This is a genomic window from Streptomyces sp. NPDC101160, assembly GCF_044768205.1.
Classification (GTDB): domain Bacteria; phylum Actinomycetota; class Actinomycetes; order Streptomycetales; family Streptomycetaceae; genus Streptomyces.
Genome location: NZ_JBIWPJ010000004.1, coordinates 649673 through 675011, shown reverse-complemented (window position 1 = coordinate 675011; position 25339 = coordinate 649673). Strand labels below are relative to the sequence as shown.

Here is a 25339-nt window from a genome sequence, read left to right as displayed (position 1 = left end):
GGGGGGAGAGCGGGGGGCTCAGCGCCCCAGGTACTTCGGCTTCTCCTTGGCGATGAAGGCCTGCACCGCGATCCGGTGGTCCTCCGACGCGCCGGCCTTCGTCTGGAGCTCGTCCTCCTTGTCCAGGGCCTCGGACAGCGAGCGGTCCGCGCCGTAGGCGAGGGACTCCTTCAGGGCCGCGTAGGCGACCGTCGGGCCCGCGGCGAGCCTGCGGGCGACCTTCGCGGCCTCCTCGGCGAGCGACTCGGCCGGCACGAGCTTGTTGACGATGCCCAGCTCGTACGCCTCCTGGGCGCTGATCGTGCGCGGGAAGAGCAGCAGGTCGGAGGCACGGCTGTGGCCGACGAGCCGGGGGAGCGTCCAGGACATGCCGGAGTCGGCGGTGAGCGCCACGCCGGCGAAGGCGGTGCTGAAGGAGGCGGTCTCGGCGACCACGCGGTAGTCCGCGGCCAGCGCGAAGCCGAAGCCGGCTCCGGCGGCCACGCCGTTCACACCCGCGACGACCGGCTTGGCCATCCCGGTGAGGGCCCGCACGATCGGGTTGTAGTGGTCGCGGACCGTGTTCATCGTGTCGGTGGTGCCGGCCTCCTGGTCCTGCTGGAGCAGCCCGACGTGTTCCTTCAGGTCCTGGCCCACGCAGAACGCGCGGTCGCCGGCCGCCGTGAGCAGCACCGCGCGTACGGCCGGATCGGCGGCCGCCGCCTCCGCGGCGTCGCGCAGGGCGACCTTGGCCGCCACATTGAGCGCGTTCATGGCCTCGGGGCGGTTGAGCGTGATCGTGGCGAGCCCGTCGCTCACGTCGTAGAGGACCGTGTCGGCCATCGAGGCTTCCCTTCGCGTCTTCGCTTCGTCTGACCCCTCAGCATGGCGGAGATCACCCCCGCCGCACATGTGAGCTGCGTCAAAGAATCGCCGTCCGGACGCCGACCGAGGGCGGCGAAGTATCGCAGGTGGATCGGCGAAATGTGCGGCTTTGTGAAAGCGCGTTGCGGAAGCGATGCCACCTGATGTTGGTCATCGGGTCCTCTGATGCGGGATAATGACCTGGAAGCAATCGTGTTCGATGCTGACGATGAGCTGGTTTCAGGAAGGGGAACGAGCATGGCGGCCATGAAGCCGCGGACGGGTGACGGCCCGCTCGAGGTGACCAAGGAGGGGCGGGGCATCGTCATGCGCGTTCCGCTCGAAGGCGGCGGCCGGCTCGTCGTCGAGCTGACCCCGGACGAGGCGAAGGCGCTCGGCGACGCCCTGAAGGACGTCGTCGGCTAAGGACGCGTCTGTCGCGAATTTCCGCTTCTGCCCCGGTACGGTACCCACCGCACCGGGGCAGCGGTGTTCCCGGGGGCGCACAGGGCCGAGCGGAAGCGGTACAGGTCGAGCGGTACGGGCCGAGCGCGGTACGGGGCCGAGCCCTACGCGCCCCGGCGCACCGCGCACAGCAGGCCGTCGCCCACCGGCAGCAGCGTCGGCAGCAGCTCCCGGCTCTCCCGTACCGTCCGCAGCAGCTCCCGTATCCGCTGCACCTCGGCCGGCTGGGCCGCCGAGTCGACCGTGCGGCCGTCGGCGAAGACGCCCTCGAAGCAGACCAGACCGCCAGGCCGGAGCAGGCGCAACGATTCAGCGAGGTAGTCCAGGAGCTCAAGCCGGTCGCCGTCGCAGAAGACCAGGTCGTAACCGCCGTCCGCGAGCCGGGGCAGCACCTCGAGCGCCCGGCCGGGGATGAAGCGGGCCCGGTTGCCGGCGAAACCCGCCGCGCGGAACGCCGCCTTCGCGTGCGCCTGCCGCTCCGGCTCCATGTCCACGGTGGTCAGGACCCCGTCCGGGCGCATTCCGAGCAGCAGATAGATCCCGGACACGCCCGTGCCCGTACCGATCTCCGCCACCGCCTTCGCGTCCGCCGTCGCGGCCAGCAGGCGCAGCGCGGCACCGGTGCCCGGCGACACCGAGGGCAGCCCCGCCTCATGGGCCCGGTCGCGGGCCCAGCGCAGCGCTTCGTCCTCGGCGACAAAGGCGTCGGCGAACGCCAGGCTCGTCTGCCGGTTGGCGGAAATGGCCCTCTCCTTGTTCCCGTGGCTGTCCCGTAGTTGACGCAGGCGTCGACTGTATCCGCTGGACGCGGGAACCCGCAGATGGGACCGCGCGTTCATACGGACAGGAAGCGAGCGGGACGTCCGTCGGGCCGGCCCCAAATTCGCGTAAAGATTCTTATCCGGAGCTAACGGGCGAGGTGGCTATGGTAGGGGCTCCACTGGACACCACCAGAGCCGACAGGGGAGGTGCGGCTGCGCCTGTGGATCGGAGAAGGGTGCTCAGGCGCCTTCTCGGATCGGCGGGTGAGCCGAAATCCGTGACTGACACAGCTGACCGTTCCCGCATCGCCGAATCCGCACCCACCACCGCGACCTTCGCTTCGGACGCGGAATCGCAGGCGTGGACTCCGCCCAGCTGGGAGGAGATCGTCAGCACCCACAGTGGCCGTGTCTACCGCCTCGCCTACCGCCTGACGGGCAATCAGCACGACGCCGAGGACCTGACCCAGGAGGTCTTCGTCCGGGTCTTCCGCTCGCTGTCGTCCTACACGCCGGGCACCTTCGAGGGCTGGCTCCACCGCATCACCACGAACCTGTTCCTGGACATGGTGCGCCGCAAGCAGCGCATCCGCTTCGACGCGCTCGCCGACGACGCCGCTGAGCGGCTGCCCAGCCGCGAGCCGTCCCCCCAGCAGGCGTTCAACGACACGCACTTCGACGCCGACGTCCAGCAGGCCCTCGACACCCTCGCGCCCGAGTTCCGTGCCGCGGTCGTGCTCTGCGACATCGAGGGACTGTCCTACGAGGAGATCGCCGCGACCCTCGGCGTGAAGCTCGGCACCGTCCGCAGCCGCATCCACCGCGGCCGCTCCCACCTGCGCAAGGCGCTCAAGCACCGCTCGCCCGAGGCGCGCGCGGAGCGGGCCCTCGCCGCCGTCGGCTGGGAGGCGAAAACGGCGTGAGTGGCACCAGTCCGTCACCGACCCCCGCGGAGCACCACCTCGGGGACCGGCTCGCCGCGCTCGTCGACGGCGAGCTCGGTCATGACGCCCGCGAGCGGGTCCTCGCCCATCTGGCGACCTGTCCGAAATGCAAGGCCGAGGCCGACGCCCAGCGCAGCCTCAAGAGCGTCTTCGCGTCCGCCGCGCCCCCTCCGCCCTCGGAGGGGCTGTTGGCGCGCCTCCAGGGGCTGCCGGGGGGACCGAGCGACCAGGGGGGTCCCTTCGACGACCTCCTGCGCGCCGGCGGCGTCCGCGCTGACGGCTTCGCCACGGCGCCCCGCATCACCCCCGACACCGGATTCCGCATCCACGGGGTCGCGGTCGCCGACCGCTCCTCCGGACGCGGCCGGCGTTTCGCGTTCGCGGCGGCCAGCGCCGTCTCGTTCGCGGCGATCGCGCTGAGCGGCTCCCTGCCCCTCGACGCGCGCGGCGGCCAGGGCAGCAACGTGACACCGCTGCGGGCGCCCGCGACCTTCGCGTCCGGCTCGCGCCGCGCCGACCAGACGCCGACGCCCTCGGCGCCGTCGGTCGTCCCGGCCCGGCTCGAACTGTCCCCGTTCAGCCGCTCGGTGAACCCGGCCCTGCGGATCGCCTACGCGCCCGCGCCCTCCCCGACCGCCACCCCTGCCCCCGGCCCCTCCCACCGCTGACCGGCGACCTGGTTGAATCCTGGGGCAGGGTCGCGCCGCCCGACGATCCGGGCGGCGCGGACAGGTCGTCTGTTGCGGGGAGAGCATGAAGAACGGGAAGCCGACATGGTGGAGCCGGCCGTCGACCACGTCCACCGGGACGCCCGCCGACACACCCGCCGGACCCTCTGAGCCGGCGACGGACGACAGCGACTTCACACTGGCGGCGCCGGCGTCGGCACCGGTGGACGTGACGAAGTCGGAGCCGGTGGAGCCCGCGGGGGCCGTGGAGCCGGCTGCCGCGCCCGTCGAGCCCGAGACCGAGGCGGAGGCCCCGGTCGTCCAGCCCGGTGCCCCGGCCGTCGCGCCCGAGCCGGTCCCGGAGGCCGTGGCGGCGCCCGCGCCCGAGGCTCCGCCCGTCGCGGCCCACGCGCCCGTCGCGGAGGCGGCGCCCGCGCACGTCCCCGTAACGCCGCAGACGGCACCTCAGGCGCCACAGGCACCTCAGGCGCCCCTGCACGCCCCCGACCCCTACGCGACGCCGCCGTACGGCGAGCCGGGCCCCTGGGCGCCCGCGCCGCCCGTCCAGCGGCCCGTGCCGCCGCCGGCGCCGGCGGCGGCCGCTGTGCCGCCCGCCGGCCCCGTACCGCCCGCCACGCCCGCGTACGACCCGTGGGGCGCGCAGCCCCTCGCACCGGCCGAGGGGAGCAAGGCGCCGCGGAAGCCGCGGCGCGGTCTCGCGCTCGCCGGGGCGCTGGCCTTCGCGCTGGTCACCGGCGTCATCGGCGGCGGCGTCGGCGCGTACATCGAGCGGAACGGCGGGCTCACCACCGTCGAGCTGCCGCAGGCCGACGCCAAGGACATCGGCCGCGCGCCCGACAGCGTCGCCGGGATCGCCGCCAAGGCGCTGCCGAGCGTCGTCACCATCCACGTGAGCGGCAGCGGCTCCTCGGGCACCGGCACCGGCTTCGTGCTCGACACCAGCGGCCACATCCTCACCAACAACCACGTCGTCGACGCCGCCGCGTCCTCCGGCGAGATCTCCGTCACCTTCAGCAACGGCGAGTCCGCCGCCGCGAAGCTCATCGGCCGCGACACCGGCTACGACCTCGCCGTGATCCGGGTGTCCGGCGTCTCCGGCCTCAAGCCGCTGCCGCTCGGCAACTCCGAGAACGTCCGCGTCGGCGACCCCGTCGTCGCCATCGGTGCCCCGTTCGACCTGTCCAACACGGTCACCTCCGGCATCATCAGCGCCAAGGAGCGTCCGATCACCGCCGGCGGCGAGAAGGGCGACGGCAGCGACGTCAGCTACGTCGACGCGCTGCAGACCGACGCGCCGATCAACCCGGGCAACTCCGGCGGCCCGCTCGTCGACACCAACGCCGAGGTCATCGGCATCAACAGCGCCATCCGCGCGGCCGGCAACGGCTCCGGCGGCGAGGGCGGCGGCGGTCAGGCCGGCTCCATCGGCCTCGGCTTCGCGATACCCATCAACCAGGGCAAGCGGGTCGCCGAGGAGCTCATCAACACCGGCAAGGCCACCCACCCCGTCATCGGTGTGAGCCTCGACATGCGCTACACCGGCGACGGCGCCCGGGTCGGCGACAAGGCGAAGGGCGGCACCTCGTCCGTCACCCCCGGCGGCCCCGCCGACAAGGCCGGCATCGAGCCCGGCGACATCATCACCAAGGTCGACGGCCAGCGCGTGCACAGCGGCGAGGAGTTGATCGTGAAGATCCGCTCGCACCGCCCCGGGGACACGCTGGAGCTGACCCTGACCCGCAACGGCAAAGAGCAGACAAAGACCTTGACCCTGGGCTCGTCAACGGGAGCCTAGGACCTGGCCAAGCGTCCATGTGGAGGACACCACCCCGTACCCGCCCGACAGTTTGGGCGGGTACCGTGGAGCGGGCCGCCCGGGACCGGCGAGAAGGAGCTACAGGGTGTTCAGCGACATAGGCGCACTCGAGCTGGTGACGCTCGTGGTGCTCGCCGTGCTCATCTTCGGCCCGGACAAGCTGCCGAAGGTGATCCAGGACGTCTCGCGCTTCATCCGCAAGGTCCGGGAGTTCTCCGACAACGCCAAGGCGGACATCCGCAGCGAGCTGGGCCCGGAGTTCAAGGACTTCGAGTTCGAGGACCTGAATCCCAAGAACTTCATCCGCAAGCAGCTCGCCGAGAACGCCGACCTGAAGGACCTCAACGAGCTGCGCTCGACCTTCGACCTCCGCAAGGAGATGAACGAGGTCGCGGACGCGGTGCACGGCCGCGAGACGTCCGCCCCCGCTCCGTCCTCGGTGCCTTCCGCCGTCAACGGGTCGCCCGACCTGCTGAAGAAGCAGGACAAGCCGGACACCCCGGAGCGCCCGCCGTACGACTCGGACGCCACCTGACGACGTCCTGTCACCGTCCCACTCCGCATAGGTGGCTATCCTCCCTCTGTTGACGAACGAGGAGGCGGCCGAGATGAAGACGACGAGTCGGGTGGAAGCCGACGGCTTTCTGCGCGCACCCTTCGCCTGGTACGGGCTCGACGAGGCGTTCACCGGCCCGCGCCGGCTGATGCAGATCGGCACGGCGGCGGACGGCACCGTGCAGCACGGCTCCATGGGCCACGGTGACGAGCCGTCGATAAAGTCCGAGGCGGGCGGCACGGAGAAGGAGCGGTTCGCGGTCGTCGTGACCGTCGCCGCCAACCCCGTACGCCGCAGCGGCGACGGTACGGGCGTCCTGGACGCCACCACGGTTTCCTCGGCCGCCTGGCTGGCCGGCTCGGGCCTCCTGGCCCACACCTGGCCCGCCCAGCTCGACCACGCCCGGCGTGACAACTGGCTGGACCAGCAGACCGAGACGGCCTTCGAGCTCGCCGACGACCTCGACGGGCCGGAGTGGTCCACGCTGTCGCTGCCCGTGGACGGGGTGCCGGTGCCGTTCCACTACCGCGAGTCGGAGTTCGGCTGGGTGCTGGCGGGGTCGGCGCCGGGGGTGCACATCGGGGCGTACGGGCGGGGGATGAGCGCGTACGGGCTGGCGTTCGCGCAGGTGAAGGACCTGAGCCTGTACGCGTGAGCCGCGCGTATGACGAAGGGCGCCCCGCGGTCGTGCGGGGCGCCCTTCGCTCGTGGAGCTCGGATCAGAACTTGTTCCGCGGGGTCAGGCCCAGGCTCATGCCCGAGAGGCCGCGCTGGCGGCCGCCGAGCTTGCCGGCGATGGTGCGGAGGGCCGCGCCCGCCGGGGAGTCGGGGTCGGCCAGGACGACCGGCCTGCCCTCGTCGCCGCCCTCGCGGAGGCGGACGTCGATCGGGATGGAGCCGAGGACCGGGACCGTCGTGCCGGTGGTGCGGGAGAGGCCGTCGGCGACCTTCTGGCCGCCGCCCGTGCCGAAGACGTCGACCATCTCGTCGCAGTGCGGGCACGGCAGGCCCGACATGTTCTCGACGACGCCGACGATCTTCTGGTGGGTCTGCACGGCGATCGAACCGGCCCGCTCGGCGACCTCGGCCGCCGCCTGCTGCGGGGTGGTGACGACCAGGATCTCCGCGTTCGGGACCAGCTGCGCGACGGAGATCGCGATGTCGCCGGTGCCCGGGGGCAGGTCGAGCAGCAGGACGTCCAGGTCGCCCCAGTACACGTCGGCGAGGAACTGCTGGAGCGCGCGGTGCAGCATCGGGCCGCGCCACACGACCGGCGCGTTGCCCGGCGTGAACATGCCGATGGAGATGACCTTCACGCCGTTCGCCGACGGCGGCATGATCATGTTCTCGACCTGGGTGGGCTTGCCGTCCACGCCCAGCATGCGGGGCACGCTGTGGCCGTAGATGTCGGCGTCCACGACGCCGACCTTCAGCCCGTCGGCCGCCATCGCCGCCGCCAGGTTGACCGTCACCGAGGACTTGCCGACGCCGCCCTTGCCGGAGGCCACCGCGTAGACCCGGGTCAGCGAGCCGGGCTTGGCGAAGGGCACCTCGCGCTCGGCGGTGGTGCCGCGCAGCGCCGAGGCCAGCTCCTTGCGCTGCTCGTCGCTCATGACGTCCAGGGAGACGTCGACGCCGGTGACCCCCTCGACCCGGGCGACGGCGTCCGTCACGCGCTGGGTGATGGTCTCGCGCATCGGGCAGCCGGAGACGGTGAGGTAGACCGTCACGGCGACCTTGCCGTCGTCACCGATCTCCACCGACTTCACCATGCCGAGCTCGGTGATCGGTTTGTTGATCTCGGGGTCGTTCACCGTCGCCAGTGCTTCGCGCACCGCGTCTTCCGTAGCCATAGAGAGATGGTACGGCGACGACCACCGGCTGATGAAAGCCCTGTCAACGGTCGGGTACGTCACTCCCGTGCGGACCGCCGTCCGGGAATAGATCCCGCCGCTCCTCCAGCTCCTTGAGCAGGTCCTGGAGCTCCGAGCGCATCCAGTCCCGGGTCGCGACCTCGCCCAGGCCCATCCGCAGCGCCGCGATCTCCCGCGTCAGGTACTCGGTGTCCGCGATCGAGCGCTCGTTCTGTTTGCGGTCCTGTTCGAGGTTGACCCGGTCCCGGTCGTCCTGCCGGTTCTGCGCGAGCAGGATCAGCGGGGCCGCGTACGAGGCCTGCAGCGACAGCATCAGGGTCAGGAAGATGAACGGGTAGTTGTCGAAGCGCAGCGCGTCCGGGGCGGAGATGTTCCACACCACCCACGCGATGATGATCACCGTCATCCAGACGATGAACCGCCCCGTCCCCAGGAAGCGGGCGATGCGCTCCGACAGCCGCCCGAAGGCCTCCGGGTCGTACTCGGGCAGGAACCGGGGCCGCCGTACGCGCGGCTGGTCGAGACGGATCCGGGGCAGCTGCCGCTCCCGCTCCCGCTCGCGCTCCTGTGCGCGCTCAGCCACGGTGCACCCCCTCCTCGTGGAACTCCGTCTCCCGCCAGTCGTCCGGCAGCAGGTGGTCGAGGACGTCGTCCACCGTCACCACCCCGAGCAGCGAACCGCTCTCGTCCACCACCGGCGCCGCGACCAGGTTGTACGCGGCGAAATAGCTGGTCACGGCCGGCAGCGGGGTGTCCGGGCCGAGCGGCGGCAGATCGCTGTCGACCATCCCGCCGACCAATGTGAACGGCGGGTCCCGCAGCAGCCGCTGGAAGTGCACCGTGCCCAGGTACTTGCCCGTCGGCGTCTCGTCCGGCGGCCGGCACACGTACACCTGCGCCGCGAGCGCCGGCGACAGGTCCTGCAGCCGCACCCGGGCGAGCGCGTCGGCGACCGTGGCGTCCGGGCGCAGCACGATCGGCTCCGTCGTCATCAGACCGCCCGCGGTCCGCTCCTCGTACGCCAGGAGCCGCCGCACGTCCGCCGCGTCGTCCGGCTGCATCAGCGTGAGCAGCCGCTCCTTGTCCTCCTCCGGCAGCTCGGAGAGCAGGTCGGCCGCGTCGTCCGGGTCCATCGCCTCCAGGACGTCGGCGGCCCGCTCCTCCTTCAGCTTGCCGAGGATCTCGATCTGGTCGTCCTCGGGCAGCTCCTCCAGTACGTCCGCGAGCCGGTCGTCGTCGAGTGCGGCGGCGACCTCGGCGCGGCGCTTGGGGGAGAGGTGGTGCAGCACGTTGGCCAGGTCGGCGGGGCGCAGCTTCTCGAAGGTGGCGACCAGGTTCTCGGCGCCCTGCCCGTGCTCCTCCAGGGAGAAGCCGGTGACGCCCGACCAGTCGACGGTCAGCGTCTCTCCCTTGCGGCGCAGCGCCCCGCCCTTGCCGCGCCGCACGAAGACCTTGTCGATCTCCCAGTCGCGGCGGGCCGGCAGCTGCTGAATGGCGACGTCGAGGACGGTGACCTCCTCGCCCTCCGAGCCGTCGGGTTCCACGAGCCGCACCCGCCGGTCGAGCAGCTCGCCCAGCACGAGCCGTTCGGTGGGGCGCTGCTCGAAGCGCCGCATGTTGACCACGCCGGTGGTGATGACCTGCCCGGACGCCAGGCCGGTGATCCGGGTCATGGGCACGAAGACGCGGCGCCGGGACAGCACCTCGACGACCATGCCGAGCAGCCGCGGCGGGCGCCGGCCCACGCGCAGCATGGCCACCAGGTCGCTGACCCGGCCGACCTGGTCGCCGACGGGGTCGAAGACCGGGACCCCGGCGAGATGGGAGACGAAGATGCGGGGGGCGCCTGCCGCCATGCCACGCGCCTCCTCCGTGCCGCGCGATCCGATTGGTTCTGCCGTCGGTCGCCGTCAGTCGCCGTCTGTCCTTGCCGATTGTCGGGGATTCTCCGAACTTGCCGGATTCACCGGCTTCAGGCTAGCCGGTGCCGCCCGGAGCCGCTCCGTCAGGGCCGCCCGTACGGCTGGCCCGCGGGCGGCTGCCCGCAGGCGCGTCATCCGGCCCGGGTACGCTGCGGTCTGCCGTCCCCACCGGCCTCCGGTTCCCCCGCCGGCCCGTCCCCCCCACCGACCAGAGAGGCGCCCAGGTGACCGCTCTCCGCCCGTCCCCGCGCATCCGCCGGGCCGCTCTGCCGCTGGCCCTCTGCACCGGTCTCGCGGCGGCGCTCACCGCCTGCGCCGGCGATCCGGACGAGGGCACCAACGGCGTGGGCAAGCTGACCGCGCCGGCCATCGAGCAGCAGGCCCAGTCGGCGGCGGACGCGGCGAAGGCGGTGCGGCTCTCGGGCACGCTGGTCAGCAAGGGCGGCACGTTCAAGCTGAACATGCGGCTGAAGCAGGACGGCGCCTCGGGCTCGGTGACGACGAAGAACAGCACCTTCGAGCTGCTGCGGGTCGGGGACGCGCTCTATCTGAAGGCGGACGCGGGCTTCTGGTCGCACGAGGAGTCGTCGACGCAGTCGCCCTCGGACTCCGGTTCGGGATCCGGCTCCGGTTCGGACTCCGGTTCCGGTTCCGGTTCTGCTTCGGACACGGGATCCGAAGCGGCCGACAAGCTCGACGACATGTACGTGAAGGTGCCGCAGAACGACCCCTCGTACAAGCAGCTGCGCGGCTTCACCGACATGGGCGTGCTGCTCGACGGCCTGATCGGGCTCCACGGCGAGCTGGTCAAGGGCGACCACGGCAAGATCGGCGGCACCCGCACGATCACCATCAAGGGCGGCGAGAGCGGCGACGGCGGCTCCCTCGACGTCTCCCTGGACGGCACCCCGTACCCGGTGCGCTTCGCGCGCGGTGGCGGCGCGGGCGTCGTGATGCTGTCCGAGTGGGACAAGGACTTCCCGCTGGCCGCGCCCGCCAAGGGCCAGACCGTCGACTACGGCAACCGGCTGCCCCGTACGTAACCGCTCCCGGCGCCGCCCCTCGCACCGTCCACGCTCAGCGGCGCTTCTTCCGGCGGAAGAGGAGCTTCGGCAGCGCCGGCGGCACCGCGCGCCGGGTCGTCGCGTCCGACGGCAGCGGTACGGCGGCGAGCGAGCCGTCCGGCAGGTCGGTCGTCGAGGTGCGCGGTTCCAGCCGCACCACCCGGCACTCGCGCGCCCAGCGCTCCGGCATGGCCTCGCCGTCGGGCGCGTTCAGCCGCTTGCCCTTGAGCTCGGCGACGGCGGCGTCCCACTCCTCCGTACCGGACGCGATCTCGCGCACGGCGGCGGTCCAGGCGACGATCCGGCCGCCCTTGTCCTTGCTGCGGACGGTGACCTCGGCGGTGCCGCCGTCGACCAGGCCCGGCAGCGGCTGCTCGCCGGGGCCGTCGCCGACGACCAGGGCGGCGCCGTCGTGCCACACGTGCCAGAGCGCGCGGGCGGCCGGGGCCTCGCCCCGCACCCAGATGAGGCCGGACTTCTTGGTGGCCTCCTCGACGAGGGCGGGCCCGAGCAGCGCGTCTGTCATGCCCGCAGCCTACCGAGCGCCGTCGGTGCTACAGCCAGCCGTTCCGCTTGAGCGTGCGGTGGATGGCCAGGCAGGCGAACGCGATGCCCGCGAGGACCATCGGGTAGCCGTACTTCCAGTGCAGCTCCGGCATGTGGTCGAAGTTCATGCCGTACACGCCGCAGACCGCCGTCGGGACGGCGACGATCGCCGCCCACGAGGTGATCTTGCGCATGTCCTCGTTCTGGGCGACCTGCGCCTGCGCCAGGTTGGCCTGGAGGATCGAGTTGAGCAGCTCGTCGAAGCCGACGACCTGCTCCTGGACGCGGGCGAGGTGGTCGGCGACGTCCCGGAAGTACTTCTGGATGTCCGGGTCGACGAGCCGCATCGGGCGCTCGCTGAGCAGCTGCATCGGGCGCATCAGCGGCGTGACGGCCCGCTTGAACTCGAGCACCTCGCGCTTGAGCTGGTAGATCCGGCCGGTGTCGGCGCCGCGCGTGGAGCCCTTGGCCGGCGGCGAGAAGACGTCGATCTCGATCTGGTCGATGTCGAGCTCGACGGCGTCCGCGACCGCGATGTAGCCGTCGACGACATGGTCGGCGATGGCGTGCAGCACCGCCGAGGGGCCCTTGGCGAGCAGCTCGGGCTCGCCCTGGAGGCGGTGGCGCAGGTTGCGCAGCGAGCCCTGGCCGCCGTGCCGGACGGTGATGACGAAGTCGGGGCCGGTGAACACCATCACCTCGCCGGTCTCCACGACCTCGCTGGTGGCGGTGAGTTCGGCGTGCTCGACGTAGTGGATCGTCTTGAAGACGGTGAAGAGGGTGTCGTCGTACCGCTCCAGCTTGGGCCGCTGGTGGGCGTGGACGGCGTCCTCGACGGCGAGCGGGTGCAGCCCGAACTCGGCGGCGATACCGGCGAATTCGGCCTCGGTCGGCTCGTGCAGCCCGATCCACGCGAAGCCGCCGCGCTCCCGCACCTGGCGCATCGCGCCGCGCGGCGTCAGGCAGGTGCGGTCGTCGACCCGGCGGCCGTCGCGGTAGACGGCGCAGTCGACGACGGCGGTGGGGGCGGCGGGGTCGCGGGTGGGGTCGTACGGTGGCGCGACGACGGGCTTGCGGAGGGAGTGCCGCAGGGACGGACGGACGGCGGCGCGCAGGTCACGGATCATCGACATGGGCGTGCTCCTTCACGGATCGGCCGTCGGCGACCGTGGCACAGCCCGGAATGGGGACGTGGAGGTACGTCGTCCACAAAGCGGGCGGCACCGGGGGATCGCGGTGACGGCGTTCGCTACTGACGGGGCAGAGAGCGCCGCTCTCGGGCAAGAGCGCTGCTCTCAGGCAACAGAGGGAGCTCTTCCGTCGTGCGAGATGCCGGAGAGGAGGGACCTTCGAGACGGCCCTGGAGTCACCGGAGGGAGAAACGCGCCCGGCTGGTGCTGGTGTTGCTCGGATTACTGCCGGTGCGGCTCGGCGGAAGAGCGGCTGGTACTGCCCGATCGACTTCGATCCATCGCAGTCCCACCTCCTCCGGCCGGTCCCTCGTGAGGGATGACGTGTGACGAGCAGTCGGGTAATCCATCCCGACCAGTGGCCAAGACTATCAGCCGACTGAGGGTCAATCCCTTACTTTGCCCGTTCCATACGCGCTTTATGCTCGCCGCATGGCAGAAATTCTCGCTCTCGTCGAGGCCCGGCTCCGCACGGCCCTCGGCGAGCCGGACGCCCGCGCCGCGATCACCTTCCTCGGCACCGACCGCATCGAGGTGCTCCGCTTCGTCGACGCGGACGCCGGCCTGGTGCGTTACGCGACCCTCGGGATGTCCGCCCAGCCGATGGCCGACCCGACGGCCGTGCTCGCCGACCCGGTCAAGGGCCCCCGCGCCGAACTGGTCCTCTCCGTACGCGCCGGCCTCGCCGACACCGACAAGGTGCTCCGCGCGCTCGCGGTGTTCGCCGCCACCCCGCAGGTCGAGGGCGTGGTCGTGGCCCCGGGCGCCTCGCTCGACGTGGGCGAGCCGCTGTGGCCGGGCGCGCCCTTCAGCTCGGTCCTCGTCGCCGAGCCGGGCGGCCTGGTGGAGGACCTGGACCTCGACGACCCCATGGACCCGGTCCGCTTCCTGCCGCTGCTGCCGATGACGCAGAACGAGGCCGCGTGGAAGCGGGTGCACGGGGCGCAGGCCCTGGAGGAGCGCTGGCTGGCGAACGGCACGGACCTGCGCGATCCGCTGCGCAGGTCCGTGCCGCTGGACTGAGCCCGCGCTTCCGGGTCAGTCGGCGAAGACCGTGACGCCGTCCTCCGTCGCGTGCCGCGGGGCCAGTTCCGCCGCGTCGTGCGTGAGGGCGGCGCGCCTCACCCACACGATGCCCGCGCCGATCACGGCGGCGACGGCCGCGATCACGAACGGCATGTGGATGTCGCTCCACTCCTCGATCTTCGGCGCGAGGTACGGGGCGGCCGCCGCCGCGAACCAGCGGACGAAGTTGTAGCCCGCGCTCGCCACCGGGCGCGGGGCGTCCGAGACGCCGAGCGCCAGCTCGGTGAAGACGGTGTTGTTGACGCCGATGAACGCGCCCGACAGGACCGTGCAGACGACGGCCGTCGTGTGGTTCCCGTAGCCGAGCACCGCGACGTCGAGCGCGAGCAGGACCAGCGAGCCGCCGAGCACCTTCAGCGAGCCGAACCGCCGCTGCAGCCGGGGTGCCACGAGCACCGAGAAGACGGCGAGCAGCACGCCCCAGGCGAAGAAGACGGCGCCCGACTTGTACGGCGTCATGTTCAGCACGAACGGCGTGAAGGCCAGCACCGTGAAGAAGCAGTAGTTGTAGAAGAACGCGGATGCCGCCGCCGAGGCGAGCCCGCCGTGGCCGAGTGCCCGGAGGGGGTCGAGCAGCGAGGTCTTCCGGGCAGGCTTCGGCTGCTCCTTCAGGAAGACCGTGATGCACAGGAAGCCGATCGCCATCAGGGCGGCGGTGCCGAAGAACGGGTAGCGCCAGCTCGCGTCGCCGAGGACGGCGCCGAGCAGCGGGCCGCACGCCATGCCGAGGCCGAGCGCCGACTCGTAGAGCAGGATCGCCGCCGCGCTGCCGCCGGCCGCCGCGCCGACGATCACGGCGAGCGAGGTCGAGACGAAGAGCGCGTTGCCGAGGCCCCAGCCGGCCCGGAAGCCGACCAGCTCGCCGACCGAGTCGGAGGTGCCGGCGAGTGCGGCGAAGACGACGACCAGCGCGAGTCCGGCGAGCAGCGTCCGGCGGCCGCCGATGCGGCTGGAGACGAAGCCGGTGATCAGCATCGCGACGGCGGTGATGAGGAAGTACGAGGTGAACAGCAGCGACACCTGACTGGGGGTGGCGCGCAGGCCCTGTGCGATCGAGGGCAGGATCGGGTCGACCAGGCCGATGCCCATGAAGGCGACGACGGACGCGCCGGCCGTGGCCCAGACGGCGGGCGGCTGGCGCAGGATGCCGCCGCCGGCCGCCCCTTCGTCGAAGGTGTCTTCCGCTCTCTTCATTCCTCACCCTCCGCAGATGGTTGCGATATACACAGAATAAGTTAGGCGAGCTAATGAGTGCAAGCTACATGTATTTGGGCGGGTGATGCTCTCCGTCCGGACGGGTGATCGTCGGTGATCGTCCTTGACGGGGCGCTCCCGGGGTAGGACCGTTGAGCCCTATGAGGGGCGAACCCAGTTGCCCGAAGTGCGGTGGCCGGGTCAGGGCGCCCGGTCTCTTCGCCGACTCCTGGCAGTGCGATGTGCATGGCTCGGTGCACCCGCTTCAGCCCGTGATCCCGCCCAGCGTCGAGGCCCTCGGTGCCGTCGTGCACCGGTCCCACGTGCCGGTGTGGATGCCGTGGCCCCTGCCCGTCGGATGGCTTTTCACCGGGGTGGCGTACGCCGGTGACGACCGCAACGGTGGACGCGCGACCGTCGTCGCCTGCTCCGGACCCGGTCCGCTCGGCGGCATCGGGGAGCTGCTGCTCGTCGCCGAGGAGCTGGGCGTCGGCCTCGGCGCCCGGTACGCCGGCATCGACGGCCCCGATCCCGGATCCGGCATGGCCATCGACAAGCCGCCGCAGGTCAAGGTGCTCGCCGCCGGCCGGCCGACGCCGCTCTGGCATGTCACCGGCGCCCCGCAGGACCGCGCGGTCTTCGCGGGCGAGGCGCGCGGTCTGTGGCTGTGGGCGGTCGTCTGGCCCGAGCAGTCCGGCCTGCTGATGTACGACGAGCTGGTCCTCACCGATCTGCGGGACGCGGGCGCGGAGGTCGAGCTGCTGCCGTGCGGGGCGCTGACACCGAGGCTGCTGACGTAGCGGGGCAAGGCGGGGGATGGGGCTGACGTAGCAGGGGGCGAGGTAAGGGGCGGACCGGTTTCGCGGTTCCGTACACGGGTGTTCGATTCGCCCGTTATGCTGGATCGTCCCTGTCGTCCGCCCCGAGCCCTTTGGAGTCCTGCGTCGTGCGCATCGATCTGCACACCCACTCCACGGCCTCGGACGGTACGGACACCCCGGCCGAGCTGGTGCGCAACGCGGCCGCCGCCGGGCTCGACGTGGTCGCGCTGACCGACCACGACACCAGCCGCGGGTACGCGGAGGCCGTCGCCGCCCTGCCCGAGGGGCTGACCCTCGTCACCGGCGCCGAACTCTCCTGCCGCTACGACGGCGTGAGCCTGCACATGCTGGCCTACCTCTTCGACCCCGAAGAGCCCGCCCTGCTCGCCGAGCGCGAGCTGGTCCGCGACGACCGCGTGCCGCGCGCCCGCGCCATGGTCGGCAAGCTCCAGGAGCTCGGCGTCCCCGTCACCTGGGACCAGGTCGCCCGCATCGCCGGCGACGGCTCCGTCGGCCGCCCGCACGTCGCCGAGGCGCTCGTCGAGCTGGGCGTCGTGCCCGACGTCTCCGGCGCCTTCACGCCCGAGTGGCTCGCCGACGGCGGCCGCGCGTACGTCGAGAAGCACGAGCTGGACCCCGTCGACGCCATCCGCCTGGTCAAGGCCGCCGGCGGCGTCACCGTCTTCGCCCACCCGCTGGCCCTCAAGCGCGGCGAGTGCGTGCCCGAGTCGGCCATCGCCCGGCTCGCCGAGGCCGGCCTCGACGGCATCGAGGTCGACCACATGGACCACGACGAGCCGACGCGGGCGCGGCTGCGCGGCCTCGCGAAGGAGCTCGGTCTGCTGACCACCGGCTCCAGCGATTACCACGGCAGCCGCAAGACCGTCGGCCTCGGCGACTTCATGACCGACCCCGAGATCTACGGCGAGATCACGCGCCGCGCGACCGGCGCCTTCCCGGTGCCGGGCGCCGGCGGACGCGCCTGATCCACGCAGCACACAGGCTCCGCCCGTCGCCCACCGGTGACCGGGCGGAGCGAGGTGCGTCGCATGACTTCCTCCTCAGGCATGGCTTCCGCCTGCCCTTCTCTCGGAACCTCTGGTTCCGGATGCTCTTGTACACCCCTTTCGCGCAAGGCCACACCGTGTTCGACGTCGCCGTCTTCGGCTCGCTGTTCCTCACCCTCTTCGTGATCATGGATCCCCCGGGGATCACCCCGATCTTCCTCGCCCTCACCGGCGGCCGCCCCGCCAAGGTCCAGCGCCGCATGGCCTGGCAGGCCGTCGCCGTCGCCTTCGGCGTCATCACCGTCTTCGGCATCCTCGGCCAGCAGATCCTGGCCTATCTGCACGTTTCCGTCCCCGCGCTGATGATCGCGGGCGGGCTGCTCCTGCTGCTCATCGCGCTCGACCTGCTCACCGGCAAGACCGACGAGCCGAAGCAGACCAAGGACGTCAACGTCGCCCTCGTGCCCCTCGGCATGCCGCTGCTCGCCGGCCCCGGTGCGATCGTGTCCGTGATCCTCGCCGTGCAGAACGCGAACAGCGTCGCCTCGCAGATCTCGGTGTGGACCGCCATCGCCGCCATGCACCTCGTGCTGTGGGTGACCATGCGGTACTCGCTGCTGATCATCCGGGTCATCAAGGACGGCGGCGTCGTCCTGGTCACCCGGCTCGCCGGCATGATGCTGTCCGCCATCGCGGTGCAGCAGATCGTCAACGGCGTCACCCAGATCATCCAGGGCTCCTGACGCGCTCCGGGGCCGGCGAACCGGCCCCGGACACCACTGCGCCCCCGTACGGATTCCGTTCTGCGGAGTCCGTGCGGGGGCGCGGTGCGTGAATGAGGTGTGCCGGTTACGAGGCCGAGGCGTCGGCCGGCCGGATCCAGATGCGCTGGCCGATCGCGGCGGCCTGCTGCACGATCCCGTTGACGGAGGCGGCGTCCACGACAGTGGAGTCGACGGGGGTGCCGTCGATGTCGTCGAGGCGCAGGATTTCGAAGCGCATGGGCTTCTCCCTTCGTCTGAGTTGATCCTCCAGGGCGGAGAACTGCGTTACGTAGGGGTACAACGAGGCCCGTCCGAGAAACATTCCCTACGCTAAGGAAATTTTTCGGATGGCTAACTAGTGCCGGTGGAGCCTTGCGACGATCCTCGCAGAGCGCGGTTACGACGAGGCTTCCGCCGCGTTGCGACCGGCGGCCGCGCGGGGCGCGCGCGTCTGCGCGCTGAGGTCCCAGAACGCGGTGAGCCGCGCCGCCAGCTCCTCCGGGTGCGAGACGTTGGGGGAGTGGCCCGCGCCCGCGACCACCGTGTGGTGCGCGCCGGTACGGGCGGCCGCCGCCGCGAGGGCCTGCACCGGCCAGACCGTCTCCTCGTCGCCGTACGCGATGTGCAGCGGCATCGGCAGCGCGCCCAGCGCCGCCGTGCCGTCCGGGTCGCCGAGGATCAGCCGGCCCGCGCCCGCGAGCTGAGCGATCCGGGTCCGCATCCAGCGGCGGCGCAGGAAGGCCACGATCTCCGGCGGATCCGTCACGCCCGGCTCCTCGCCCCGGCTGTCCAGCCAGCGGGTCGCCTGCCACACCCGCTCCTTCGACAGCAGCGCGAACGCGGTGCGCAGCGCGCGGACCCGCACCCGCTGGGAACGCGCGACCTTCGTCGGGCCCGAGGCGAGCAGGGTGAGCGAGAGGAACGCGTCCGGCGCGAGCTCCGCCGCCGCGCGCGCCACCAGGCCGCCGAAGGAGTGCCCGAGCAGATGCACCGGCCCGTCGCCGAGCGCTGCCGCCTGCGCCACCACGTCGAGCGCGAGCGCCTTGCGGCGATAGGCCGCCCGGCCGCGCGGACCCGGCGTCTCGTGCTGGCCGCGCCCGTCGACGGCGACCGCGCGGTAGCCGGCGTCGCCCAGCGGGCCGAGCAGCGCCAGGAAGTCCTCCTTGCTGCCGGTGAAGCCGGGCAGCAGCAGCACGGTCCCGTGCCGGGGAACGGCGGCGGGTGCGGGCGCGGCGTCGAGCACGGCGAAGTCGCCCCGTGCGGTGGAGAGGCGGTAGGCACGGGTGCGGGGCGGCAGCGCGAGGGAGCGGGGCTTGCTCATACAGGGACTGTAACCGCAGGCCGTGACACCGCAGAACGCACCGCGGCCCGGCCCCTCGGGGAGGGACCGGGCCGCGATACGCGGGTGACTACGCCTCCGGTGCGGCGGCGGCCTTCTTGGTGGCGCGCTTGCGCGGCGCCGCCTTCTTCGGGGCCTCGGCCTCGGCGGCCTCGGCGACCGGCTCGGCCGCCTTCTTCACCGTACGGCGACGGGTCGTCGTCTTCGGCTCGGACGCGTCCGGCGCCACGGCCGCGACGGCCTTCTTGGCAGCGGCCCGCTTGCGCGGCGCGGCCTTAGGGGCCTCGGTGGCCTCGACGGTCTCGGCGACCGGCTCGGCCGCGGCCACGGCCTTCTTGGTGGTGCGCTTGCGCGGGGCCGCCTTCTTCGGGGCCTCGGCCTCGACGGTCTCGGCGACCGGCTCGGCGACGGCCTTCTTCGCGGCGGCCCGCTTGCGCGGAGCCTTCGGCGCCTCGGCCTCGACGGTCTCGGCGACCGGCTCGGCCACGGCCTTCTTCGCGGCGGTGCGCCTGCGCGGGGCGGCCTTCTTCGGCTCCGCCACGGGCTCGGCGACCGGCTCGGCGACCGGCTTCGGCTCCTCGACGGGCGCGGCGGCGATGATCACCACACCGGCCTCGGCGGAGGTCGACGTCACCGGGCTCGACACCCGGCGGGTCGCCCGCCGGCGGACCGGCTTCGGCTCCTCGACGGGCGCGGCGACCGGCTCCTCGACCGTGACCTTCGGCTCCTCGACGACGGTCGCGACGCTGTTCGTCGCCGGACGCGTCGCCCGGCGGCGGACCCGCGGGCCGGCCGTCGGAGCGGCGGCCGGGGCGACAGCAGGAGCGGTGGCGGGAGCGGAGACCGGGGCGGTGGCCTGCGCGGGCACGGTGGCGGCAGCCGCACGCACCGGCTTCGGCTCCTCGGTCGCCTGGGCCGGCACCGTGGCGGCCAGCGCGGCCGCGGCCGTCTCCACCGTCTGGAACGTCACCGTCTCCTCGGCGGCACGCGGCCGCACCCGGCGCCGACGCGGCGCCGACGCCTCGGCCGGAGCGGCCACGGCGACGGAAGCGGCGGCCTTCGCGGCCACCGGCGCACCACGACCACGACGACGGCGCGGGGCCTCCTCGGCCTCGACGACCGAAGCCTGGGCGACCGGGGTCTCGACGACCGGGGTCTCGGCGTCGGCGGACCGGCCGCGGGTGCGGCGGGTACGGGTCTCGGCGGCCGGTGCCTCGGCCGCGGGGGCCTCGACGACCGGGGTCTCGACGACCGGCGCCTCAGCCTCAGCGGACCGGCCGCGGGTGCGGCGGGTACGGGTCTCGGCGGCCGGTGCCTCGGCCGCGGGGGCCTCGACGACCGGGGTCTCGACCGCGGCGGGCTTCGCCGCAGGGGTCTCCGGTACGGCGGTCTCGACCGCGGCTTCGGCGGTACGGGCCTCGCCGGAGCGGCCGCGCGCACGGCGACGGGAGCCCGACTCGGCGGTGGCGCCGGCGGCGTCGGCCACGGCGGTCTCGGCCGTCTGGGCGGCCTCGGTGTCGGCGTCCACCGTCACCTGGGTCTCGACCGTCGCCTCGACCGTACGGGCCTCACCCGAGCGGCCGCGCCGACGGCGGGTCCGGGCGCCCTCGGCCGCCGGAGCGCCCTCGGCGGCCGGAGCCTCGGCGGCCGGAGCGGCCTCGGCGGTCTCCGTCACGACCGGGGTCGCACCCGCGACCGGAATGCCGGCGCCGGCTCCGCCGCGGGTGCGGCGGCGGCGCGGGCGGCGCGGGCCGGCGGACTCGGCGGCGTCCGTGTCGGCGGTCTGCTCGGTGGTGGTCGCCGGGCTCGCCTGGTCGGCGAGCTCGCCGCCACCGCGGGTACGGCGGCGCTGGCGCGGCGTACGGGCCGGGCGCTCCTCGGCCTGCTGCTGCTCGCGGCGCGGGGCGCGGCCACGACGGCCGCCGGGCTCGCCGAGGTCCTCGATCTCCTCCGCGTCGAGGCCGGCGCGGGTGCGCTCGGCGCGCGGCAGGATGCCCTTGGTGCCCTCGGGGATGTCGAGGAGCTCGTACAGGTGCGGCGAGCTGGAGTACGTCTCGACCGGGTTGCCGAAGTCGAGCTCCAGCGCCTTGTTGATCAGCTGCCAGCGCGGGATGTCGTCCCAGTCGACCAGCGTGATCGCCGTACCGCTCGCGCCCGCGCGGCCGGTGCGGCCGATGCGGTGCAGGTAGGTCTTCTCGTCCTCGGGGGACTGGTAGTTGATGACGTGCGTGACGCCCTCGACGTCGATGCCGCGCGCGGCGACGTCGGTGGCCACGAGCACGTCGACCTTGCCGTTGCGGAAGGCGCGCAGCGCCTGCTCGCGGGCGCCCTGGCCGAGGTCGCCGTGGACGGCGCCGGAGGCGAAGCCGCGCCGCTCCAGCTGCTCGGCGATGTCGGCGGCGGTCCGCTTCGTACGGCAGAAGATCATCGCGAGACCGCGACCGCGGGCCTGCAGGATGCGGGAGACGAGCTCCGGCTTGTCCATGTTGTGGGCGCGGAACACGTGCTGCGTGATGTTCGCGTGGGTCGCGCCCTCGTCGTCCGGCGAGGTGGCGCGGATGTGCGTGGGCTTCGACATGTAGCGGCGGGCCAGGCCGATGACCGCGCCCGGCATGGTCGCCGAGAACAGCATGGTCTGGCGCTTCGCCGGAAGCATGTTCATGATCTTCTCGACGTCGGGCAGGAAGCCCAGGTCGAGCATCTCGTCGGCCTCGTCCAGGACGAGCACCTTGACGTGGGACAGGTCGAGCTTGCGCTGCCCGGCCAGGTCGAGCAGCCGGCCGGGGGTGCCGACGACCACGTCGACGCCCTTGTTCAGCGCCTCGACCTGCGGCTCGTACGCGCGGCCGCCGTAGATGGCGAGGACGCGCACGTTGCGCACCTTGCCGGCGGTGAGCAGGTCGTTGGTGACCTGCTGGCACAGCTCGCGGGTGGGGACGACGATGAGCGCCTGCGGGGCGTCGGTCAGCTGCTCGGGCTTGGCCCGGCCGGCCTCGACGTCGGCGGGGACGGTCACGCGCTCCAGGATCGGGAGGCCGAAGCCGAGGGTCTTGCCCGTACCGGTCTTGGCCTGGCCGATGACGTCGGTGCCGGAAAGGGCGACCGGAAGGGTCATCTCCTGGATGGGGAAGGGGGTGACGATGCCGACGGCTTCCAGGGCCTCGGCGGTCTCGGTGAGAATTCCGAGCTCTCGGAACGTAGTCAGGGTGCTGCCTCTTCTGTGAGACGCGGCGCGAGGCGAACGAGGGGGGTCTCACCGTGCCGGGAACTTCCTGCGGGATCGGGAAGATCACCGCCGGGTGGCGCGGGACCGCTGCCTTCGCTCGAGCGTCGTGCCGCTTGAGGGACCCTTCGGCAGGCCGCCGGAAGGGCTGTCGGGCCGGAGCCGATCGGGCCACCGACCGGGCATCCTCATTCATGAGTCGGCCCACCGGGTACGTCCGAACGTGCGAAAGCATGTCCGCATACTCAGCAGGCGCCTTACCACTGTACCCCGGAATCGCGCATGTGTGTCGGGAGAATTCCCGCCGAGGTCACGGTCACAGTCACTGACCAGGGCCCTTGGCGGACGACGGAGCGGGCTATTGTGCGCTCATGGAGACGCCCGACAACGCCACACCCACCGGTATCGCCGCCCAGGACTGGGCCACCGCCTCCGCCGTGCCGCAGTACCGCGCCGCCGTGATCGACCTGCTCGGCGCCCTCGCCTACGGCGAGCTCGCGGCCTTCGAGCGGCTCGCCGAGGACGCCAAGCTGGCGCCGACCCTCGCGGACAAGGCCGAGCTGGCGAAGATGGCCTCCGCCGAGTTCCACCACTTCGAGCAGCTGCGCGACCGGCTCGCCGCCGTGGACGCCCCGCCGACCGAGGCGATGGAGCCGTTCGCCAGGGCGCTGGACGAGTTCCACCGCCAGACCGCCCCGTCCGACTGGCTGGAGGGCCTGGTCAAGGCGTACGTCGGCGACTCGATCGCCAGCGACTTCTACCGGGAGGTCGCGGCCCGCCTCGACTCCGACACCCGCGCCCTGGTGCTCGGCGTGCTCGACGACACCGGCCACGGCAACTTCGCCGTCGAGAAGGTCCGCGCCGCGATCGACGCAGACCCGCGGGTCGGCGGCCGCCTCGCCCTGTGGGCGCGCCGGCTGATGGGCGAGGCCCTGTCGCAGGCGCAGCGCGTGGTCGCCGAGCGCGACGCGCTGTCGACGATGCTCGTCGGTGGCGTGGACGGGATGGCCGCGGGCTTCGACCTCGCCGAGGTCGGCCGGATGTTCTCCCGCATCACCGAGGCGCACACCAAGCGCATGGCCGCGCTCGGCCTCGCCGCGTAACTCCTCCCCGCGTGACTCCTCGCCGCGTGACTCCCTCCGGGGAAGTGGCCTCAGACCGCCGCTGATCGGCGCAGTCGTCGCGAGGCGGGCCGGATCAGCAGCGACAGCAGCACGGCCGCGATCGCGACGGCGCCGATCAGGGTGGCCAGGAAGTGGCCGGGCCCGAGGGCGCCGTGGGTGACCAGGGCACCGAAGACGCCGCCGAGCGTCCCCGTGGTCAGGACGGCGCCCCGTGCGGGGAGGCGGTCGGAGAGCCGGTGCACGGCTGCCCAGGCCAGGGCGAAACCGAGCAGAGCGGAACCGAGGGCTTCCAGGAACACGGCGGATCACCTCGCGGGGGTGTGCGGGGCGGGCGTTCGGTCACACCCGTCCTACCCGGTCACTCGTGATGACAATCCTCCCCATACGCCCTGACGTGGGCAGACACGGACAAGAGAAGGGGCCCGGCGGACCGAAGTCCGCCGGGCCCCTGCCCGTCTGTGTGTCGCTCAGAGCGCGCCGAAGCCCACCCGACGCACCGCCGGCTCGCCGAGCTCGACGTACGCGATCTTGTCAGCCGGCACCAGGACCTTGCGGCCCTTCTCGTCCGTCAGGCTGAGCAGCTGCGCCTTGCCGGCCAGCGCGTCGGCCACCGCGCGCTCGACCTCCTCGGCGGACTGTCCGCTCTCCAGCACGATCTCCCGGGGTGCGTGCTGCACGCCGATCTTGACCTCCACGGCTATGTCCCTCCGAACGGTCAGCCTTGCGCGTGGGTCCCGCGCCGTACTCGCCCACATTAGCCCGGTGAGGGGACGGACACGGCGCGCGCAGGGAACGCCAAGAGCGAACAACCGCGAGCGCCGAGCCTCTCGTACCGCCGTCCGCCGTCCGCACCGGACGGCGACCAGTCGTACGGGGTGGTGCTCAGTGGCCCTCGGCGCTCAGCTGCCCGTCCGCGCCGTGCAGCGGGAAGCCGGCGATGCCGCGCCAGGCCAGCGAGGTCAGCAGCGCCACGGCCTTGTCGCGCGGGATGGCGGACTCGCTGGACAGCCAGTAGCGGGCGACGACCTGCGAGACACCGCCGAGGGCGACGGCGAGCAGCATCGACTCGTCCTTGGCCAGGCCGGTGTCCTCGGCGATCACGTCGGAGATCGCCTCGGCGCACTGCAGCGAGACCCGCTCGACGCGCTCGCGCACGGCCGGCTCGTTGGTGAGGTCCGACTCGAAGACCAGACGGAAGGCGCCGCCCTCGTCCTCGACGTACGCGAAGTAGGCGTCCATGGTGGCCGCGACGCGCAGCTTGTTGTCCGTGGTGGACGCGAGGGCCGCGCGCACCGCGAGGAGCAGGGCCTCGCAGTGCTGGTCGAGCAGCGCCAGATACAGCTCCAGCTTGCCCGGGAAGTGCTGGTAGAGCACCGGCTTGCTGACGCCGGCCCGCTCGGCGATGTCATCCATGGCGGCCGAGTGGTACCCCTGGGCGACGAACACCTCCTGGGCCGCGCCGAGGAGCTGGTTCCGTCGGGCACGGCGCGGCAGGCGCGTGCCCCGAGGGCGTGCTGCCTCTGTCTGCTCGATGGCGCTCACGCCGCCTCCCAAAAATCGATCCATGCGCGCTCTGACGTCGCGCCGCCATCGTACTTTTGGGTAACCCGGCAGTGCGCGGTGCGAACGCAGAATTTCACGGACCGGACGCCTGGGGCGAGAGGCGACGGCCAAGTAGTTGGACGGTAAACCGAACAAATCAATGAAGGACCACGGGGCTACTCAGCGGTAGTCGTCCTCGTCGAGCGTGACGACCCGCGCCTGCTCGATGGCGTCCGCGTCGTTCGCGGCGTCGTGCTTGATGTGGTTGAGCGGCTCGTCCTCGTGCGGCTGCAGCTCGGTGTGCTGCTCGGCCGCGTCGGCCTCCGGGGTCTCCTCGTCCAGCACGACGTCCTCTTCTTCCTCGGCGAATGTGTCCGGCTCGTTCGGGTCGACAGTCATGCGGTTCCTTCCGGCGAGCGGGTCTGTCCGTCCCTTCCGGCGGGCGGGTCCGCGGGTGCTGTCCGAGGGCCGTGCCCGGCTCTCACTCCGAGCGTAGGAGTTCCTCCCGTGCACCGCACCCGATCCGGCACGCGTATGCGCGCCCTGCACCCGATCGTGCGAGCAGCCGC

The 25339-nt window shown here is 72.5% G+C and carries 27 protein-coding genes; 12 read left to right on the top strand and 15 right to left on the bottom strand.

What is annotated here, in order from left to right; all coding sequences use genetic code 11:
• Positions 1–18 precede the first annotated feature (18 nt).
• The gene (locus tag ACIRSU_RS16060; protein WP_403792435.1) at positions 19–822 is read right to left on the bottom strand and encodes an enoyl-CoA hydratase/isomerase family protein; all 804 of its coding nucleotides are present in this window, start codon (positions 820–822) and stop codon (positions 19–21) included.
• A 279-nt stretch (positions 823–1101) separates the two neighbouring features.
• Here ACIRSU_RS16060 and ACIRSU_RS16055 point away from each other — a divergent pair, with 279 nt between their 5' ends.
• Entirely contained in the window at positions 1102–1269 is a 168-nt protein-coding gene (locus ACIRSU_RS16055; protein WP_205628308.1) for a DUF3117 domain-containing protein, read from the top strand.
• A gap of 143 nt (positions 1270–1412) precedes the next feature.
• On the opposite strand, the gene ACIRSU_RS16050 is transcribed toward ACIRSU_RS16055, so the two are convergent.
• The gene (locus ACIRSU_RS16050) at positions 1413–2093 is read right to left on the bottom strand and encodes an O-methyltransferase (RefSeq protein ID WP_403792591.1); all 681 of its coding nucleotides are present in this window, start codon (positions 2091–2093) and stop codon (positions 1413–1415) included.
• A gap of 140 nt (positions 2094–2233) precedes the next feature.
• Between ACIRSU_RS16050 and sigE the strand changes: the two genes are divergently transcribed.
• The 5 genes from sigE (at position 2234) to ACIRSU_RS16025 (ending at position 6729) form a co-directional block, all read left to right on the top strand.
• Positions 2234–2992, top strand: a complete 759-nt coding sequence (gene sigE / locus ACIRSU_RS16045; RefSeq protein ID WP_403792433.1) for an RNA polymerase sigma factor SigE — start codon at positions 2234–2236, stop codon at positions 2990–2992.
• Positions 2989–3681, top strand: coding sequence for an anti-sigma factor family protein (locus ACIRSU_RS16040; protein ID WP_403792431.1), 693 nt, complete (start codon positions 2989–2991; stop codon positions 3679–3681). Before sigE ends, ACIRSU_RS16040 begins: the two co-directional genes overlap by 4 nt.
• Before the next feature lie 85 nt (positions 3682–3766).
• On the top strand, positions 3767–5497 hold the full coding sequence (locus ACIRSU_RS16035) for a S1C family serine protease (protein WP_403792429.1): 1731 nt from the start codon (positions 3767–3769) through the stop codon (positions 5495–5497).
• 106 nt (positions 5498–5603) lie between these two features.
• Entirely contained in the window at positions 5604–6053 is a 450-nt protein-coding gene (locus ACIRSU_RS16030; protein ID WP_403792427.1) for a sec-independent translocase, read from the top strand.
• Positions 6054–6126: 73 nt separating this feature from the next.
• Positions 6127–6729, top strand: a complete 603-nt coding sequence (locus ACIRSU_RS16025; protein ID WP_403792589.1) for a hypothetical protein — start codon at positions 6127–6129, stop codon at positions 6727–6729.
• 64 nt (positions 6730–6793) lie between these two features.
• On the opposite strand, the gene ACIRSU_RS16020 is transcribed toward ACIRSU_RS16025, so the two are convergent.
• The 3 genes from ACIRSU_RS16020 to ACIRSU_RS16010 are packed head-to-tail and all read right to left on the bottom strand — an operon-like array spanning position 6794 to position 9804.
• On the bottom strand, positions 6794–7927 hold the full coding sequence (locus tag ACIRSU_RS16020; RefSeq protein WP_403792425.1) for an Mrp/NBP35 family ATP-binding protein: 1134 nt from the start codon (positions 7925–7927) through the stop codon (positions 6794–6796).
• 43 nt (positions 7928–7970) lie between these two features.
• Positions 7971–8531, bottom strand: a complete 561-nt coding sequence (locus ACIRSU_RS16015) for a DUF1003 domain-containing protein (RefSeq protein ID WP_403792423.1) — start codon at positions 8529–8531, stop codon at positions 7971–7973.
• Positions 8524–9804: a magnesium transporter MgtE N-terminal domain-containing protein gene (locus tag ACIRSU_RS16010; protein ID WP_403792421.1), complete on the bottom strand. Its 1281-nt coding sequence runs from the start codon at positions 9802–9804 to the stop codon at positions 8524–8526. Before ACIRSU_RS16010 ends, ACIRSU_RS16015 begins: the two co-directional genes overlap by 8 nt.
• A 290-nt stretch (positions 9805–10094) precedes the next feature.
• On the opposite strand from ACIRSU_RS16010, the gene ACIRSU_RS16005 reads away from it, so the two are divergent.
• Positions 10095–10913, top strand: coding sequence for a hypothetical protein (locus ACIRSU_RS16005; protein ID WP_403792420.1), 819 nt, complete (start codon positions 10095–10097; stop codon positions 10911–10913).
• Between the two features lie 34 nt (positions 10914–10947).
• Here the strand turns inward: ACIRSU_RS16005 and ACIRSU_RS16000 are convergent, their stop codons facing one another.
• Positions 10948–11460 (bottom strand): hypothetical protein, encoded by a 513-nt coding sequence (locus ACIRSU_RS16000; RefSeq protein WP_403792417.1) that lies wholly within the window; start codon positions 11458–11460, stop codon positions 10948–10950.
• A gap of 28 nt (positions 11461–11488) precedes the next feature.
• Positions 11489–12613, bottom strand: a complete 1125-nt coding sequence (locus tag ACIRSU_RS15995) for a magnesium and cobalt transport protein CorA (RefSeq protein ID WP_403792415.1) — start codon at positions 12611–12613, stop codon at positions 11489–11491.
• 489 nt (positions 12614–13102) lie between these two features.
• Here ACIRSU_RS15995 and ACIRSU_RS15990 point away from each other — a divergent pair, with 489 nt between their 5' ends.
• Complete coding sequence (locus tag ACIRSU_RS15990; protein WP_403792413.1) at positions 13103–13693, top strand: suppressor of fused domain protein; 591 nt, start codon at positions 13103–13105, stop codon at positions 13691–13693.
• A gap of 15 nt (positions 13694–13708) precedes the next feature.
• Here the strand turns inward: ACIRSU_RS15990 and ACIRSU_RS15985 are convergent, their stop codons facing one another.
• Positions 13709–14950: an MFS transporter gene (locus ACIRSU_RS15985; protein WP_403792411.1), complete on the bottom strand. Its 1242-nt coding sequence runs from the start codon at positions 14948–14950 to the stop codon at positions 13709–13711.
• Between the two features lie 161 nt (positions 14951–15111).
• Here ACIRSU_RS15985 and ACIRSU_RS15980 point away from each other — a divergent pair, with 161 nt between their 5' ends.
• The 3 genes from ACIRSU_RS15980 (at position 15112) to ACIRSU_RS15970 (ending at position 17521) form a co-directional block, all read left to right on the top strand.
• Positions 15112–15750 carry a DUF6758 family protein gene (locus ACIRSU_RS15980; protein WP_403792409.1) on the top strand — a complete coding sequence of 213 codons (639 nt, stop codon included), beginning with the start codon at positions 15112–15114 and terminating at the stop codon, positions 15748–15750.
• A 146-nt stretch (positions 15751–15896) separates the two neighbouring features.
• Complete coding sequence (locus tag ACIRSU_RS15975; protein ID WP_403792407.1) at positions 15897–16757, top strand: PHP domain-containing protein; 861 nt, start codon at positions 15897–15899, stop codon at positions 16755–16757.
• A 158-nt stretch (positions 16758–16915) separates the two neighbouring features.
• A complete protein-coding gene (locus ACIRSU_RS15970; RefSeq protein WP_403792405.1) occupies positions 16916–17521 on the top strand; it encodes a MarC family protein in 606 nt (201 codons plus the stop codon).
• 106 nt (positions 17522–17627) lie between these two features.
• Here the strand turns inward: ACIRSU_RS15970 and ACIRSU_RS15965 are convergent, their stop codons facing one another.
• From ACIRSU_RS15965 to ACIRSU_RS15955, 3 genes are all read right to left on the bottom strand, one after another.
• Positions 17628–17780 (bottom strand): hypothetical protein, encoded by a 153-nt coding sequence (locus tag ACIRSU_RS15965; protein WP_389208197.1) that lies wholly within the window; start codon positions 17778–17780, stop codon positions 17628–17630.
• Positions 17781–17939: 159 nt separating this feature from the next.
• Positions 17940–18863, bottom strand: a complete 924-nt coding sequence (locus ACIRSU_RS15960) for an alpha/beta fold hydrolase (protein ID WP_403792404.1) — start codon at positions 18861–18863, stop codon at positions 17940–17942.
• An 88-nt stretch (positions 18864–18951) separates the two neighbouring features.
• Positions 18952–21996: a DEAD/DEAH box helicase gene (locus ACIRSU_RS15955; RefSeq protein WP_403792402.1), complete on the bottom strand. Its 3045-nt coding sequence runs from the start codon at positions 21994–21996 to the stop codon at positions 18952–18954.
• Positions 21997–22475: 479 nt separating this feature from the next.
• On the opposite strand from ACIRSU_RS15955, the gene ACIRSU_RS15950 reads away from it, so the two are divergent.
• Positions 22476–23207 carry a ferritin-like fold-containing protein gene (locus ACIRSU_RS15950; protein WP_403792400.1) on the top strand — a complete coding sequence of 244 codons (732 nt, stop codon included), beginning with the start codon at positions 22476–22478 and terminating at the stop codon, positions 23205–23207.
• 50 nt (positions 23208–23257) lie between these two features.
• Here ACIRSU_RS15950 and ACIRSU_RS15945 read toward each other — a convergent pair whose 3' ends face one another.
• From ACIRSU_RS15945 to ACIRSU_RS15930, 4 genes are all read right to left on the bottom strand, one after another.
• On the bottom strand, positions 23258–23527 hold the full coding sequence (locus tag ACIRSU_RS15945; RefSeq protein WP_403792398.1) for a hypothetical protein: 270 nt from the start codon (positions 23525–23527) through the stop codon (positions 23258–23260).
• A 168-nt stretch (positions 23528–23695) separates the two neighbouring features.
• Positions 23696–23923, bottom strand: a complete 228-nt coding sequence (locus tag ACIRSU_RS15940; RefSeq protein WP_365338563.1) for a DUF3107 domain-containing protein — start codon at positions 23921–23923, stop codon at positions 23696–23698.
• A gap of 187 nt (positions 23924–24110) precedes the next feature.
• Positions 24111–24770 (bottom strand): TetR/AcrR family transcriptional regulator, encoded by a 660-nt coding sequence (locus ACIRSU_RS15935; protein ID WP_403792396.1) that lies wholly within the window; start codon positions 24768–24770, stop codon positions 24111–24113.
• A 180-nt stretch (positions 24771–24950) separates the two neighbouring features.
• The gene (locus ACIRSU_RS15930) at positions 24951–25169 is read right to left on the bottom strand and encodes a hypothetical protein (protein ID WP_403792395.1); all 219 of its coding nucleotides are present in this window, start codon (positions 25167–25169) and stop codon (positions 24951–24953) included.
• Between the last annotated feature and the right edge of the window lie 170 nt (positions 25170–25339).

Coding starts and splice junctions, on each gene's coding strand:
- ACIRSU_RS15995 (WP_403792415.1), bottom strand. CDS start 12,613: ATGTCGATGATCCGTGACCTGCGCGCCGCCGTCCGTCCGTCCCTGCGG.
- ACIRSU_RS16025 (WP_403792589.1), top strand. CDS start 6,127: ATGAAGACGACGAGTCGGGTGGAAGCCGACGGCTTTCTGCGCGCACCC.
- ACIRSU_RS16010 (WP_403792421.1), bottom strand. CDS start 9,804: ATGGCGGCAGGCGCCCCCCGCATCTTCGTCTCCCATCTCGCCGGGGTC.
- ACIRSU_RS15950 (WP_403792400.1), top strand. CDS start 22,476: ATGGAGACGCCCGACAACGCCACACCCACCGGTATCGCCGCCCAGGAC.
- ACIRSU_RS15980 (WP_403792409.1), top strand. CDS start 15,112: ATGAGGGGCGAACCCAGTTGCCCGAAGTGCGGTGGCCGGGTCAGGGCG.
- ACIRSU_RS15955 (WP_403792402.1), bottom strand. CDS start 21,996: ATGACCCTTCCGGTCGCCCTTTCCGGCACCGACGTCATCGGCCAGGCC.
- ACIRSU_RS16035 (WP_403792429.1), top strand. CDS start 3,767: ATGAAGAACGGGAAGCCGACATGGTGGAGCCGGCCGTCGACCACGTCC.
- ACIRSU_RS15930 (WP_403792395.1), bottom strand. CDS start 25,169: ATGACTGTCGACCCGAACGAGCCGGACACATTCGCCGAGGAAGAAGAG.
- ACIRSU_RS15985 (WP_403792411.1), bottom strand. CDS start 14,950: ATGAAGAGAGCGGAAGACACCTTCGACGAAGGGGCGGCCGGCGGCGGC.
- ACIRSU_RS15965 (WP_389208197.1), bottom strand. CDS start 17,780: ATGCGCTTCGAAATCCTGCGCCTCGACGACATCGACGGCACCCCCGTC.
- sigE (WP_403792433.1), top strand. CDS start 2,234: ATGGTAGGGGCTCCACTGGACACCACCAGAGCCGACAGGGGAGGTGCG.
- ACIRSU_RS16020 (WP_403792425.1), bottom strand. CDS start 7,927: ATGGCTACGGAAGACGCGGTGCGCGAAGCACTGGCGACGGTGAACGAC.
- ACIRSU_RS15990 (WP_403792413.1), top strand. CDS start 13,103: ATGGCAGAAATTCTCGCTCTCGTCGAGGCCCGGCTCCGCACGGCCCTC.
- ACIRSU_RS16000 (WP_403792417.1), bottom strand. CDS start 11,460: ATGACAGACGCGCTGCTCGGGCCCGCCCTCGTCGAGGAGGCCACCAAG.
- ACIRSU_RS15960 (WP_403792404.1), bottom strand. CDS start 18,863: ATGAGCAAGCCCCGCTCCCTCGCGCTGCCGCCCCGCACCCGTGCCTAC.
- ACIRSU_RS16055 (WP_205628308.1), top strand. CDS start 1,102: ATGGCGGCCATGAAGCCGCGGACGGGTGACGGCCCGCTCGAGGTGACC.
- ACIRSU_RS16060 (WP_403792435.1), bottom strand. CDS start 822: ATGGCCGACACGGTCCTCTACGACGTGAGCGACGGGCTCGCCACGATC.